The organism is Butyrivibrio sp. XPD2006, from assembly GCF_000420865.1.
In the GTDB taxonomy this organism is placed as follows: Bacteria; Bacillota; Clostridia; order Lachnospirales; family Lachnospiraceae; genus Butyrivibrio.
This window is the reverse complement of the sequence record NZ_ATVT01000002.1, coordinates 93,316-107,574: the sequence shown is the minus strand read 5'-3', so window position 1 is coordinate 107,574 and position 14,259 is coordinate 93,316. Positions and strand designations below refer to the sequence as shown.

General features: G+C 45.5%; 14 protein-coding genes. All 14 read left to right on the top strand.

Translation table 11 applies throughout. The features are described 5' to 3' along the window. The first annotated feature begins 19 nt into the window (after positions 1-19). Complete coding sequence (pyrF, locus tag G590_RS0102490) at positions 20-949, top strand: orotidine-5'-phosphate decarboxylase (protein ID WP_026493867.1); 930 nt, start codon at positions 20-22, stop codon at positions 947-949. A 2-nt stretch (positions 950-951) separates the two neighbouring features. Continuing rightward, positions 952-1,629: an orotate phosphoribosyltransferase gene (gene pyrE, locus G590_RS0102485; protein WP_022764094.1), complete on the top strand. Its 678-nt coding sequence runs from the start codon at positions 952-954 to the stop codon at positions 1,627-1,629. A 14-nt stretch (positions 1,630-1,643) separates the two neighbouring features. Then, on the top strand, positions 1,644-1,796 hold the full coding sequence (locus G590_RS21480) for a hypothetical protein (protein WP_022764093.1): 153 nt from the start codon (positions 1,644-1,646) through the stop codon (positions 1,794-1,796). 55 nt (positions 1,797-1,851) lie between these two features. Beyond that, positions 1,852-2,148 carry a DUF6142 family protein gene (locus G590_RS0102475; RefSeq protein ID WP_022764092.1) on the top strand — a complete coding sequence of 99 codons (297 nt, stop codon included), beginning with the start codon at positions 1,852-1,854 and terminating at the stop codon, positions 2,146-2,148. 103 nt (positions 2,149-2,251) lie between these two features. After that, positions 2,252-2,755, top strand: coding sequence for a 5-(carboxyamino)imidazole ribonucleotide mutase (gene purE / locus G590_RS0102470; protein ID WP_022764091.1), 504 nt, complete (start codon positions 2,252-2,254; stop codon positions 2,753-2,755). 29 nt (positions 2,756-2,784) lie between these two features. Beyond that, a complete protein-coding gene (purM, locus tag G590_RS0102465) occupies positions 2,785-3,810 on the top strand; it encodes a phosphoribosylformylglycinamidine cyclo-ligase (RefSeq protein ID WP_026493865.1) in 1,026 nt (341 codons plus the stop codon). Between the two features lie 13 nt (positions 3,811-3,823). After that, positions 3,824-4,468, top strand: coding sequence for a phosphoribosylglycinamide formyltransferase (purN, locus tag G590_RS0102460; RefSeq protein WP_022764089.1), 645 nt, complete (start codon positions 3,824-3,826; stop codon positions 4,466-4,468). Further along, positions 4,468-5,745 (top strand): phosphoribosylamine--glycine ligase, encoded by a 1,278-nt coding sequence (gene purD / locus G590_RS0102455; protein WP_022764088.1) that lies wholly within the window; start codon positions 4,468-4,470, stop codon positions 5,743-5,745. Before purN ends, purD begins: the two co-directional genes overlap by 1 nt. 3 nt (positions 5,746-5,748) lie before the next feature. After that, positions 5,749-7,212 carry an SH3 domain-containing protein gene (locus G590_RS0102450; RefSeq protein ID WP_022764087.1) on the top strand — a complete coding sequence of 488 codons (1,464 nt, stop codon included), beginning with the start codon at positions 5,749-5,751 and terminating at the stop codon, positions 7,210-7,212. A 188-nt stretch (positions 7,213-7,400) separates the two neighbouring features. Next, positions 7,401-7,784 (top strand): GntR family transcriptional regulator, encoded by a 384-nt coding sequence (locus tag G590_RS0102445; protein ID WP_022764086.1) that lies wholly within the window; start codon positions 7,401-7,403, stop codon positions 7,782-7,784. A gap of 16 nt (positions 7,785-7,800) precedes the next feature. Continuing rightward, positions 7,801-10,377 carry an ATP-dependent Clp protease ATP-binding subunit gene (locus G590_RS0102440; RefSeq protein ID WP_022764085.1) on the top strand — a complete coding sequence of 859 codons (2,577 nt, stop codon included), beginning with the start codon at positions 7,801-7,803 and terminating at the stop codon, positions 10,375-10,377. Between the two features lie 89 nt (positions 10,378-10,466). Further along, positions 10,467-10,877: a hypothetical protein gene (locus G590_RS0102435; RefSeq protein WP_022764084.1), complete on the top strand. Its 411-nt coding sequence runs from the start codon at positions 10,467-10,469 to the stop codon at positions 10,875-10,877. A 69-nt stretch (positions 10,878-10,946) separates the two neighbouring features. Then, positions 10,947-12,326, top strand: coding sequence for a DNA repair protein RadA (gene radA, locus G590_RS0102430; RefSeq protein WP_022764083.1), 1,380 nt, complete (start codon positions 10,947-10,949; stop codon positions 12,324-12,326). A 99-nt stretch (positions 12,327-12,425) separates the two neighbouring features. Continuing rightward, a complete protein-coding gene (locus G590_RS21615; RefSeq protein ID WP_022764082.1) occupies positions 12,426-14,219 on the top strand; it encodes a hypothetical protein in 1,794 nt (597 codons plus the stop codon). Positions 14,220-14,259: the final 40 nt, after the last annotated feature.

The window sequence follows — 14,259 nt, the reverse complement described above, 5'->3', positions numbered from 1 at the left end:
AAGGAAAAGGTAAAATTTCATGATCTCCAAACTTATTGACAAGATTCAAAAGACTAATGCTCCGATTGTAGTGGGGCTTGACCCGAAGCTGGATTTTATCCCGGACAGGATCAAGGACAGATGCTTCGAGGAAAAAGGCAAGAACCTGGAAGGTGCAGCTGAAGCCTTCTGGCAGTATAACAAGGAGATCGTAGACAGTATATGTGACATTGTTCCGGCTGTTAAGCCTCAGATAGCAATGTATGAGGAACTTGGTATACCGGGACTTATTACTTACAAGAAAACAGTTGATTACTGTAAGGAAAAGGGGCTTGTAGTAATCGCGGATGTCAAGAGAGGAGACATCGGTTCGACATCTCTTTCATACGCACAGGCTCATTTGGGAGGAGTAAAAATCGGGGATTCTACATTCAGCGGTTTCGATGCTGATTTCGCCACAGTAAATCCCTATCTTGGAACAGACGGCGTTAAGCCTTTCATAGATGTTTGTAACAGTGCCGACAAAGGCATATTTGTGCTGGTCAAGACTTCAAACCCTTCAAGCGGAGAGTTCCAGGACAGACTCATAGACGGCAGACCGCTCTATGAGATAGTCGGAGAGCAGGTTGATAAATGGGGACTTGATTCCATGGACGGTTCATACAGTAATGTCGGTGCGGTTGTCGGTGCAACCTATCCCGAGATGGGCAAGATCTTAAGAGAGATAATGCCAAAGGCATATATACTTGTTCCGGGCTATGGTGCTCAGGGCGGCAAGGGAAAAGACCTGGTTCATTTCTTTAACAAGGATGGCCTCGGAGCCATCGTCAACTCTTCAAGAGGTATAATTGCTGCATGGAAGAGTGATGCGTACAAGGAATTTTCAGATGGAAGAGTCGGAGAAGCTGCTAGAGCAGCTGCTCTTGATATGAAAAAAGACATTGAAGATGCATTACAAAGGAGAGTATAGTTATGGAGAGATACAAGGAAGAGTTTATTGAGTTCATGGTGGACAGCAATGTTCTCAAGTTTGGGGAGTTCACACTTAAGAGCGGGCGCAAGTCTCCGTTTTTCATGAATGCGGGAGCATACGTTACAGGTGCTCAGCTTCGTAAGCTTGGTGAGTACTATGCAAGAGCTATTCATGATACTTATGGTCTTGAGTTTGATGTGCTCTTCGGACCTGCATACAAGGGTATTCCGCTGGCAGTAGCAACAAGTGTTGCCATCAGCGAACTTTACGGCAGAGAGATCAGATACTGCTCTAACAGAAAAGAGATCAAGGATCACGGCGATAAGGGTATACTTTTGGGCTCCAAGCTTCGTGACGGTGACAGGGTTCTCATCATCGAGGATGTTACAACATCCGGTAAATCCATTGAGGAGACAGTTCCTATCATTCAGGCGCAGGCTGACTGTGATATCGTGGGACTTATGGTTTCGCTTAACAGACAGGAGAAGGGTCAGGACTCCGATATGAGCGCTCTCGATGAGATCAAAGAGAGATACGGTTTCGGAGCTCATGCAATCGTAAATATGTCAGATGTTGTTGAATATCTCTACAACAGACCGATTGACGGCGAAGTTCTTTTGACAAAAGAAATCAAGAAATCTATTGATGAATACTACGCTGAATACGGCGCTAAATAATATGGGAGGCTATTATGGACGAGCATGTATATAAGGTTTTGGGAGGATCCGGAGCACTTAATATCGCTTTCGGAATAATCTCAATAATTGTGGGAGTTGCAACAGGAGTTCTTCTTATCATCAGCGGAGCTAAACTCCTTGCATCAAGAAAGAAAATTATATTCTGATATGAAAAAGTTTAAGTTTCGTATTAAAAAATTTGAACCGGTCAGAGACCGATATATGTTTACCGATAACAGACATCCCGAGAAAGGCGTAATGTCCGCAATCTTGGGATGTATATCTGTTACGGCACTGGTTGTTTCCGTCGTTTTTACTTACAGGGACGGAGGCCAGGCGCAGATCAGATACGCCGCAGCGGCTTTAGTTGCGGCCATTTTTTCTGTTGCGGGAATTGTTCTCGGAATAATGTCAAGATTTGAACGGGATATTTTCAAGCTGTTCCCGAATCTGGGAATCATACTAAATCTGTTATCCATTATATTCATCGTGTTTTTGCTGGTTTTGGGCTTTATGTGACCCGGATTTTTGCAGTCGTAAATGTTAATTTTTTTGTAAGATTTTAGTGGCACAATATTTAGTATTATGTTATGATACGTGTGACTAGATATAGGAGGATATAATGCCAAAAGTAGGAATTGTAATGGGCAGTGATTCAGATATGCCCGTAATGAGTAAGGCAGCAGATGTTCTTGATCAGCTGGGGATTTCTTATGAGATGCGGATAATTTCTGCGCACAGAGAGCCCGATGAATTCTTTGAATACGCCAGGACAGCTGAGGAAAAGGGCTTTAAAGTTATAATAGCAGGAGCAGGTATGGCAGCTCATTTGCCGGGTATGTGCGCTGCAATCTTTCCGATGCCCGTTATCGGAATACCAATGCACACAACTTCCCTGGGCGGAAGAGATTCTCTGTACAGTATAGTTCAGATGCCTTCAGGCATTCCTGTTGCAACCGTTGCAATTAACGGCGGTGCAAATGCGGGATTACTTGCTGCTAAGATCCTTGCAACATCTGATGATGAGCTTCTTGGTAAACTCAAGGATTATTCAGCATCTCTCAAGGACGCGGTAGTAGCCAAGGACAAGAAGTTGCAGGAAGTCGGATACAAGAATTACAAATAAATAGGAATTAAGAGGAGTGAATGATGGCACTGGATTACAAATCAGCTGGAGTAGACATTGAGGCAGGCTACAAATCAGTTGAACTTATCAAGGATTATGTTAAACAGACAAACAGGCCTGAGGTTTTAGGCGGGCTTGGCGGATTCTCGGGAGCTTTTTCTATGGCTTCGTTCAAGAATATGGAGGATCCGGTACTTTTATCGGGAACAGACGGTGTCGGCACCAAGATCAAGCTGGCATTTCTTATGGATAAGCATGACACTATCGGAATTGATGCAGTTGCAATGTGTGTAAACGACGTTGCATGCGCCGGTGGTGAGCCATTATTCTTCCTTGACTATATTGCCTGCGGCAGGAATTTCCCTGAGAAGATCGCAGCAATCGTAAAGGGTGTTGCTGAGGGCTGCAAGCAGTCTGAATGTGCACTTATCGGCGGTGAGACCGCCGAGCATCCCGGACTTATGCCTGAGGATGAGTACGACGTTGCGGGATTTACCGTAGGTGTTGTTGACAGAAAAGATATGATAGACGGCAGCACAATTAAGGCCGGCGATGTACTTATCGGAGTTGCAAGCAGCGGTGTTCACTCCAACGGATTTTCACTGGTTCGCAAGGTCTTTGATGTAACCAAAGAAAACCTTGAGACATATTATGATGAACTTGGACAGACTCTTGGTGAGTGTCTTCTTACACCCACAAGAATCTATGTAAAGATGATGAAGTCACTTAAGACTTCAGGAGTTAAGGTTAAGGGCTGCTCACATATTACCGGTGGCGGATTCTACGAGAATATTCCGAGAATGCTTCCGGATGGAATCAAGGCAGTTATTAAAAAAGACAGTTACGACATTCCACCTATCTTCCCGCTTATGCAGAAGAAGGGCGGAATTGATGAGAAGATGATGTACAACACCTTCAATATGGGCCTGGGAATGGTTCTTGCAGTTGATAAGGATGACGTACAGGCTGCTCTGAAGGCTATTGAGGCTTCAGGAGACAAGGCATGGGTAGTAGGCTCATGTGAGAGCGGCGAGAAGTGCGCAGAGCTCATATAAAGAGGTGACGGATTTGAAAATTGCAGTTCTGGTGTCTGGGGGCGGTACTAATCTTCAGGCTATTATCGATGCTATAGAGAATAAAACTATTACCAATACCGAGATCTGTCTGGTATACAGCAACAATCCGAAGGCCTATGCTCTGGAAAGAGCTAAAAAGGCAGGAATAAAGAGTGTTTGCAAGAGCCCCAGGGAGTTCGAAAACAGAGAGGACTTTAATAAAGCTCTTTTGCAGATACTTAAGGATGCTGATCCGGATCTGATCGTACTGGCAGGGTGTCTGGTTGTTATTCCGGATATCGTTGTCAAAGCCTTTGAGGGCAGGATAATCAATATCCATCCTTCTCTTATCCCTTCTTTCTGTGGAACAGGCTATTATGGCCTCAAGGTTCATGAGAAGGCTTTGGAGAGAGGCGTAAGAGTTTCAGGGGCAACCGTTCACTTTGTGGATGAGGGCACCGATACAGGACCGATCATTTTACAGAAGCCTGTAATGATAAGACAGGATGACACTCCTGAGGTTCTTCAGAAGAGGATCATGGAGCAGGCTGAATGGAAGATACTTCCTATGGCAATTGATCTGATTGCCAATAATAAAGTTCAGATCAGGGGAAATAAAGTATTTATTGAAGGTTATGAAGAGGAGACAGTTTTCTGATGAAAGTTTTGATTGTTGGCGGAGGCGGACGTGAGCATGCGATTGCCGAAGCAGTTTCAAGATCGCCCAAGGTAGACAAGATATACTGTGCGCCGGGAAACGGCGGAATTGCGGAGCTTGCCGAATGCGTGCCCATCACTCCAATGGAGTTTGATAAGCTCACTTCTTTTGCAAAAGAAAAAGAGATCGATCTTACAATAATTGGAATGGATGATCCGCTTGTGGGCGGTATTGTTGATGCGTTTGAGGCTGAAGGCCTCAGGGTATTCGGACCGCGCAAAAATGCAGCGATACTTGAAGGAAGCAAAGCTTTTTCCAAGGATCTTATGAAGAAGTACAATATTCCTACAGCTGCTTATGAGACCTTTGATAATGCTGAGGATGCGCTTAAATATCTCGAGAGCGCCAAATTCCCGATTGTTCTTAAGGCTGACGGTCTGGCTCTTGGTAAGGGAGTTCTTATCTGCCAGGACCTTGATGAAGCAAAGGCCGGTGTTAAGCAGATTATGCAGGATAAGAAGTTCGGAGATGCCGGCAATCACATGGTAATCGAAGAATTCATGACAGGCAGGGAGGTTTCTGTTCTGTCTTTTGTGGACGGTAAGACATACAAGCTCATGTCCAGTGCTCAGGATCATAAGAGAGCAGGGGATGGAGATACAGGACTTAACACAGGCGGCATGGGTAACTTCTCACCCAGCCCGTTCTATACAGATGAGATAGACAGGTTCTGTCGCGATAATATTTACGGCAGGACTGTAGAAGCTATGGCCAAAGAGGGAAGGGAGTTCAAGGGAGTTATTTTCTTCGGACTCATGCTGACTGAGGATGGCCCTAAGGTTCTTGAATACAACGCCAGATTTGGGGATCCGGAGGCTCAGGTAGTGCTTCCGAGACTTAAAACTGATATAATTGATGTTTGTAATGCCTGCATCGACGGGACACTTTCTGACCTTGATCTTGAGTTTGAAGACAAGGCAGCGGTATGTGTTGTACTCGCCAGTGACGGATATCCGCTCAGCTATGAGAAGGGCAAGCTCATCAGAGGCCTTGAGAATTTCAAGGGCAAGGACGGATATTACTGCTTCCATGCAGGAACAAAGCTCACACCTGAAGGCATTGTTACAAACGGTGGCAGAGTGCTTGGCATCACAGCTAAAGGTGACACTCTCTCAGAAGCCCGCAAGAAGGCTTATGAGGCTACAGAGTGGGTAGACTTTGACAATAAATACATGCGTCATGACATTGGTAAGGCGATTGATGAAATGGAGGAGTGAAAAATGAAAAGAATAGGAAAGAGACTGATGTCGCTCGGCCTTTCAGCCGTATTATCAGCGACTATATTCGTGTCAATGGGAGTACAGGCATTTGCCTATACTGAGACTACCGGAACTGTTGCTACATCAAATGTTAAGGTCAGATCCGAAGCAAGCACAACAGCTTCTCAGATTTCAAGTCTCAGAGAGGGAGATACCGTAGAGATCATCGATGAAGCAACAGATGCTTCAGGATATGTATGGTACAAGATCCGTGTCAACAAGAGTGAAAAAGGTTATGTAAGAAGCGACCTTATCAAGAAGTCCGGTGATTCATCAGCCAAGGCTGAGACAACAACAACCACAACCACCAATACTACAGAGAGTAATGCAGCAGCAGCTTCACTCCCTGCAACAACAGTAACAGCTACAGAATCCAGACCTGCAACAATCACACAGGACAGTGTAAATGTTCGTGAAGGCGCAGGTACAGCTTATAATTCAGTCGGCAAGGTTACTAAGGGCGATACCGTTACAATCACAGGTGAGGCAACAGGTTCAGACAACAAGACATGGTATCAGGTAACTTTCGGAAGCAGCAACAAGACAGGATTTATCAGAAGCGACCTCTTAGAGGTTGGTGAGGCAGCTCCCGCCGAGAACACAGAGGCTCCTGAGGGTGGAGAGACACCTGAAGCAGTAGAGGGCGAAGGCGAGAACACCGAGGCACCTGAAGAAGGACAGTCAGAGGAGAGCTCACAGCCGGCTTCAGCAGGAGATGCAGGTGACGGACATTACTCACTTGTATACCTTGAGGACGGAGAGAATGGTGCAGTATGGTACCTCTATGACAATGTTGAGGGATACAGAGTTAAAGTCAATGAACTCATTGATGCAGCTAAGAGCAGCGATGAGGTTAGTAAACTCGTTAAGTCAAACAATAATTACAAGACAATTCTTATCATCCTTGCAGTAGTGATTGCAGCACTTGTAGTTGGACTTATCCTTCTTGCTCTTAAGCTTCGCGACTCACTCTATTATGAGGATGACGAGGATGAAGAGTACGATCGTTACTCACAGCCTTCCAGAAGAAGAGCACGTGATGACGATGACGAAGATGAGGAAGAGCGCAGACCTGCAAGAAGACAGGCTGCTGAAGAGAGAACAGTAAGACCTTCAAGAGATGAAAATGCAAGACCTGTAAAGGCCAGAAGAGAAGAGAATTCTGAGGAAAGACCTGCAAGACCGAGAAGATCTGCTGAGTACGATGAAGAGCGTCAGGAGCGTCAACCCAGGAGAAATCCTGAAGACAGACCTGCAAGAAGACCTGCAAGGGACGATTCTGAAGAGCGTCCTGTAAGGAGACCTTCAAGAGCTGAAGCAGAACAGCCAAGAAGAGAAGAGGCGCCCAGACGTAAGACCAAGAACTTCATCGGTGATGAGGATGATTTCGAGTTCGAATTCCTCGACCTTGATGATGAAAAGTGAGCTAGGAAATCTTAGATTTCCGTAAGCGAACTTTGTTCCGGCGAGCGTAGCGAGAGCGGAACTTCCGAATGAAATATACTAGAACCTCCGCATATGCGGAGGTTCTTTTTCGTAGTGGGAAAAATCTGTAATATGTGTTATACTAAATGTGTCACACCAGGCAGAACTTCTTTATCAAGGAGATCGAAATGATAATAGAAATTGATTTTAACAGCGATGAAGCGATTTACGTTCAGCTCTGTAATCAGATCATATTGGGAATTGCGACGTCCCAGTTCAGAGAGGGAGAGCAGCTTCCAAGTGTGAGGCAGCTTGCGGAGACCATCGGCATTAATATGCATACGGTCAACAAGGCCTATTCTATCCTGCAACAGGACGGATTCGTCAAGATCGACAGGAGAAGGGGAGCTATCATAGCCATCGATATCAACAAGCTCAAAGCCCTTAAGGAAGCAAGGGAGGAGCTGGCAGTGGTACTTGCCAGAGGAATATGTAAGGGTATCGGAAGAGAGGATATCCATGCACTGGTAGATGAACTCTATGACAATTACGAAGCTAACACAAACCTTTAACAGAAAGGATTAATATATGGAATCTAAATTTACAGCAATGGCAGCTGATGTTCTTAAGCTCGCCAAGAAGACAGCCAGAACACTCAAGCTCAATTATGTCGGCACCGAGCACATCCTCATGGGACTTATTCTTGAGGATGGATGTGTGGCATCCAGGATCCTGATCGACAACGGAATCGATGAGAACAGGATGATGGATATGATAAGGGATCTGATCGTACCGGACAGCAATGTCAGGACTCTCGACAGAGACGGATTTTCTCCGAGGGCAGAGAAAGTTCTTGAGGAAGCTCACAAGCTTGCAGAGCGCTTCCACTCCGACAAGACAGGAACAGAGCATATTCTTCTTGCACTTATCAAGGAAGGGGAGAATGTAGCTGTAAGGCTTATCAGCACCCTCAATGTGCCTGCTCAGAAGATTTATGCTGAGACTCTGGCAGCCATGGGAGAGGACCCTAATCTTGTAAAAGAGGACCTTGGCAAAAAGACAATGTCTCCCAAGGCCGGCAAGAAGGCGTCAATCCTGGCTCAGTACAGCCGTGATATGACAGCGCTTGCTATGGAGGGCAAGCTCGATCCCGTAATCGGAAGACAGAGGGAGATAAAGAGAGTGATCCAGATACTCTCCAGGAGAACCAAGAATAATCCATGCCTTATAGGTGAACCCGGCGTAGGTAAGACAGCAGTTGTAGAAGGTCTTGCACAGAAGATTGCCTCCGGAGATGTTCCGCTTACAGTGCAGAATAAGAGACTTGTTACTCTCGACCTTTCGGGAATGATTGCCGGATCCAAGTACAGAGGTGAATTTGAGGAGAGGATCAAGAAGGTCATCAAGGAAGTAGCCGATGATGGGAATATCATCCTCTTTGTAGATGAGATGCATACACTTATCGGAGCCGGTGGCGCAGAGGGCGCAATCGATGCTTCCAATATCCTGAAGCCTTCTCTTGCAAGAGGCGAGATACAGATGATCGGTGCTACTACAATCACAGAGTACCGCAAATACGTTGAGAAGGATGCAGCTCTTGAGAGGAGATTCCAGCCTGTCAATGTGGATGAACCAACCAAGGAAGAGGCTACAGAGATTCTCAACGGCATCGTGAGCAAGTACGAGGAACATCACAGGGTTACAATAACACCTGAGGCTATTAAGGCTGCCGTGGAACTTTCTGAGAGATATATCAACGACAGAAACCTTCCGGATAAGGCCATTGACCTTATAGATGAGGCGGCTTCAGCAGTCAGACTCCGCACCATGGGTGTTTCATCCAAGGTAAAAGACCTTGAGCAGCAAATCAAAGACCTGGATATCAGTATAGAGACTGCTCTTAAGGAAAGTGATTTCGAAAAAGCCGGTGCCTACAACAAACAGCAGAATCTTCTTCTTGGCAAGCTCCAGAAGGTCAGAAATGCGGAGAAAAAGAAAAATCAGACATCGGGATTTATTGTAAACGAAAATGATATCGCAGAGGTTGTGGCTGAATGGACCAGAATCCCTGTCAAAAAGATTGCAGAGAAGGAAACTGAGAAGCTTCTTAAGCTTGAGTCCGTTCTCCACAAGAGGGTTATCGGACAGGAAGACGCTGTTAAGGCTGTATCCAAGGCTATCAGAAGAGGAAGAGTAGGACTTCAGGATCCTAATAGACCTATCGGATCATTCCTTTTCCTCGGACCTACCGGTGTAGGTAAGACAGAGCTTTCCAAGGCTCTGGCAGAGGCTATGTTCGGTGATGAAAATGCACTTATAAGAGTTGATATGTCGGAGTACATGGAAGGTCATTCGGTATCCAAGATGATCGGATCACCGCCCGGATATGTAGGATTTGATGATGGCGGTCAGCTCTCTGAGAAGGTGCGTCGTCATCCATACTCAGTTATTCTTTTTGATGAGATTGAGAAGGCACATCCCGATGTGTTCAATATCCTGCTTCAGGTGCTTGATGACGGACATATCACAGATTCCAAGGGCAGGAAGGTAAGCTTTAAGAATACCATCCTCATCATGACTTCCAATGTCGGAGCTCAGAGGATTGTAGATCCCAAGAAGCTTGGTTTTGGCTCAGGACCTGATGCCAAGAGAGACTATGAGGACATGAAGTCCGGAGTAATGGATGAGGTCAAAAAGCTCTTTAAACCGGAGTTTATCAACCGTATTGACGAGATCATGGTATTCCATACTCTGACTGAAAAAGAGATGATGGATATCGTTACTCTTCTTTCATCCAATCTGGCCAAGAGATGCAAAGCGCAGTTGGATATAAATCTCACAATATCTCCTGCTGTCAAGAAACATCTTGTTGCTAAGTATTCAGATGCCAAGATGGGTGCAAGACCTCTTAAGAGAGCAATCCAGTCGACTGTTGAGGATGCAATGGCAGAAGAGCTTCTCAGGGGCAATATAAAGGCAGGAATGGATGTGACGGTAAGTCTTAAGGACGACAAGATCGTCTTTGTCGGCAAGGACGGCAAGAGTTCATCAGTCAAGAAAGTGTCCGTAAAGACTACCAAGGCTAAGTCTGCAACCAAGACAAAGACCACAGTTACCACAAAAAAGCCTGTTAAGAAGACTACAAAAAAACCGGCTAAAAAATAAGAAAATTTTAATTTAATAATGTGTCGGAGTAGGATATACTTTATATATGAGTTACTTATAAAAAGTGCAACATGCTTAGGAGGGCTACTATGGCTGTCGTAGAACAGTTGATCAAAGCTGAAAGTGATGGCACTATAAGCTTTGGCAATTACAAGCTTCCGGAAAAGAAGAAGCTGGAGAATTTTGAGCACAACGGTAATATTCTCAAGGTAAAGACCTACAAGGATATCACGAAGCTCGAAAGCAATGAAAACTTTGTTTATGAATCAGTTCCCGGAACTGCTGTTACAGGATTTAAGGAAACTGACAACGGAGTAGAGTTTAGTGTTGAAGGTGACAATGATGCACAGATCACATTAGGACTTTTGGAGAACACTGAATACAGTGTATCCGTTGGCGGAAACAGCATCGGTAAGATGACAACAAATCTTGGAGGCAAGCTGAACATCAGCGTGGAACTCTCAGGCGAGGGACCGGTAGAGGTCAGGGTCTGTAAATAACAAAATAACATTTTAGAGCTTTCCCTTACAGGAAAGCTCTTTTAAGTTTATTGGGGATGTGGAGGATAAATGGCTACAAAGATTAAATCTGTATTTTTCTGCCAGAATTGCGGGTATGAATCATCCAAATGGATGGGACAGTGTCCGGGGTGCAGGGAATGGAATACGTTTGTCGAGGAAACGGTCAAGCCTGCGGCAAAAGCAGCCAAGGGTATAAGTGCAGCATCAGCACAGCCCGGGACATATGAGGCACCTAAATCCCTGTCAGACATCGAGATGAATGACGAGGAGAGATATGATACACATATTGGGGAGCTGAACAGGGTTCTGGGAGGAGGACTGGTCAAGGGCTCTCTTATTCTTGTTGGAGGAGATCCCGGTATAGGTAAGTCTACAATTCTTTTGCAGGTAGCAGGAAATATTTCAGCAGACGGCCGCGATATATTATATATTTCAGGTGAGGAGTCCCTCAGACAGATCAAGCTAAGAGCCAACAGGATAGGGGATTTTTCTGATAAGCTGAAATTCATGTGCGAGACTAATCTTGGTAATATAGAGGAGGCTATCACAAGGGCCAAACCCTCTGTTGTCATAATTGATTCAATCCAGACTATGTATAATGAGGCTGTGTCTTCAGCACCGGGCAGTGTCTCTCAGGTAAGGGAGTCCACATCGGTGCTTCTTAGGATTGCCAAGAGTATGAATATTTCCATATTCATTGTCGGACATGTGACCAAGGAGGGACAGGTTGCTGGTCCCAGAGTCCTTGAGCATATGGTTGATACAGTGCTTTATTTTGAGGGCGATCGGCACGCATCCTACAGGATTTTACGTGCGGTCAAGAACCGATTCGGATCCACCAACGAGATCGGTGTTTTTGAAATGCAGGAAAAGGGACTTGTTGAAGTGACCAATCCATCGGAGTTCATGCTGGACGGAAGACCGGAAAATGCCAGTGGATCAATTGTCACCTGCTCTGTTGAGGGTACAAGACCCATTCTTATAGAGATTCAGGCTCTTGTATGCAGGAGTAATTTCGGCTTTCCAAAGAGACAGGCCAACGGAACTGACTACAACAGAGTCAATCTTCTTATGGCTGTTCTTGAAAAGAGAGTCGGGCTTCAGATGGGAGAGTCTGATGCCTATGTAAATCTTGCCGGTGGTATGAGGATTGCTGAGCCATCACTGGATTTGGGAATCTGTCTTGCGCTTATATCAAGCTTTAAGAATAAGCCCATAAGCGGAGATGTGATCGCATTCGGAGAGGTTGGACTCTCGGGAGAAGTGCGCTCGGTCAATATGGCTGAGGCCAGAGTATCGGAGGCAAGAAAGCTGGGATTTAAGACCTGTATTGTTCCGAAAGCGCTGGAGGCCAAGCTTAAGAGCGCCTTTAAGGATGTGGAGATAATCGGTGTTTCTTCGATTTCCGATGCTATGAAGATATTCTGAGTCTTACAAAAAAATGCCATATTATGATGAATGATATGATAGAATATTTGGTATGATATTTCAGTATGTTTTATATAGATTATGGGAGTGTAATTCGTTATGAAAGGCTTTGCCGGGAATGCATTTAGCGTTCTGATGGCATTGATGATCTTTGTTGCCGTGCTGGGGAGCAGAGGCATGACCATCATTGCCGGTGCAGAAGAATTAAATAACGAGCAGGATGAGATTCAAGCTGAGGTTCAGGTTGAGGATGTTGATGCTGATGCTGATGTCAACGAGGAATTCTTAGACGTATGCTTTTTTATCAGAGGCAGAGGCATCGGGGCAGATATACCGGAGGAACCCGGGAACTACTCCTCAGACCTGTATTCATCAGCTATCAGAGTAAACGGGGCGCTGTCATCGGCTAAGTACTCTCCGAGTACCGGATCGATTGACGGCTCTGATGAATCTCTTTTGACAGATGGATTTACAGCATCCAACGAGGTTTCACGGATGCTTGATAAACTCCCGCAGGCGTCGGATATCAGCAGCGTTGTCGGAGACTTTGATGAATCCAGACATTACGTGGTTTGGTATGTTGCCAAGACGGCATCTACCGGTTATCCCAACGCTGACGTCAAGATCCATGTAGACGGTGTTATAAGAGAAAGGGCACAGGAAGCGGTTGAAGAGCCGGAGGAACCCGTAGAGCCGGAGGAACCCGTAGAACCGGAGAACCCGGAAGATCCTGTAGGACCGGAAAATCCTGTAGACCCTGTAGAGCCTGTAGTACCCGGAGATGCAGATAATACTGATGATCCCGGACAGATTGTAGAGCCCAAAGAGCCGGTTAAGCCGGAAACACCTGAAACATCTGAAAATCAGGAAGAACCTATAGAAGATCCGGTAGAAGATCCGACAGAAGACCCGATTCCCGATGTTACGATAGAGATCAGGGCTTTGTTTTTGGAAGATGGTGTTGAGCGCCGTGAAATTGAGTTTGATGGCAGAGAGCACATAGTGGGTGGTTTTGAGATCGTTATAAACGACAAAGAGACCGGAAACCCTATTATCGGTTATCTCTATGAGTGCTATGGAAGGTTCATTGGAACCAAAGCATATGCTGATGTGGGACTTGGCACGGAGTTTTCTTATCGTGGACAGGATTTCTGGATCAATGTAGTCAAGGCCTTTGCCAAGGTTACAAATCCCGGAGACTCACAGGAAGTAGTCTTCTATGATGCTGAGGATCATCCTCTGAGGACGGCTGCAGATTTCATAATCAGGGATTCGGCAGGAAATGTTCTACCTGCCAAATTCAATGTACTTCCCACTACCGGGACTGTATGCGTCAAGGCCAGGGATATCACCATAGAAGCCGGTACAACGGTCAGGAACGATGATGGTCAGACCCTCACGGATGACAGTTTTGAGATCACTTCCGGTTCACTGATGGAAGGACACAGAATAGAGAGGGTAGTAATAAACGGAAGCCAGACAGGTGCCGGTAAATCGGTCAATGAGATAACCGGTATCAGCATAGTGGATGAGAATGGTAATTCCGTCAATTATCTTTATAATATCAATAAAGTTAACGGACAGCTTATACTGGTAGATGCAGGAAGTGGAGAAATCGCAGCATCAGGTGATGGTGATACGACTTCTGATCTGAAAACAACATCAATCATATCTGTAGTAAAAACAGATACGGGACTGACGGCAACAACCGGTAATGTAGTCCTGAACAGTTTGGAGGCAGCAGCAACTTACAGTGCCCAGCCGCAGGTTCTGGGAGCCAGAAGATCGGAAACCTCAGATGCAGGAAGACCGGAGCATGCGAGGCTGTTCATATTGCTGTTATGTTTTGCGTGTGGCATGTTCGTTTTAAAAAACGGAAAACATACAAATTAGTATAAACAATTCATAAAATTAAGCCGATAAGATTAATGTA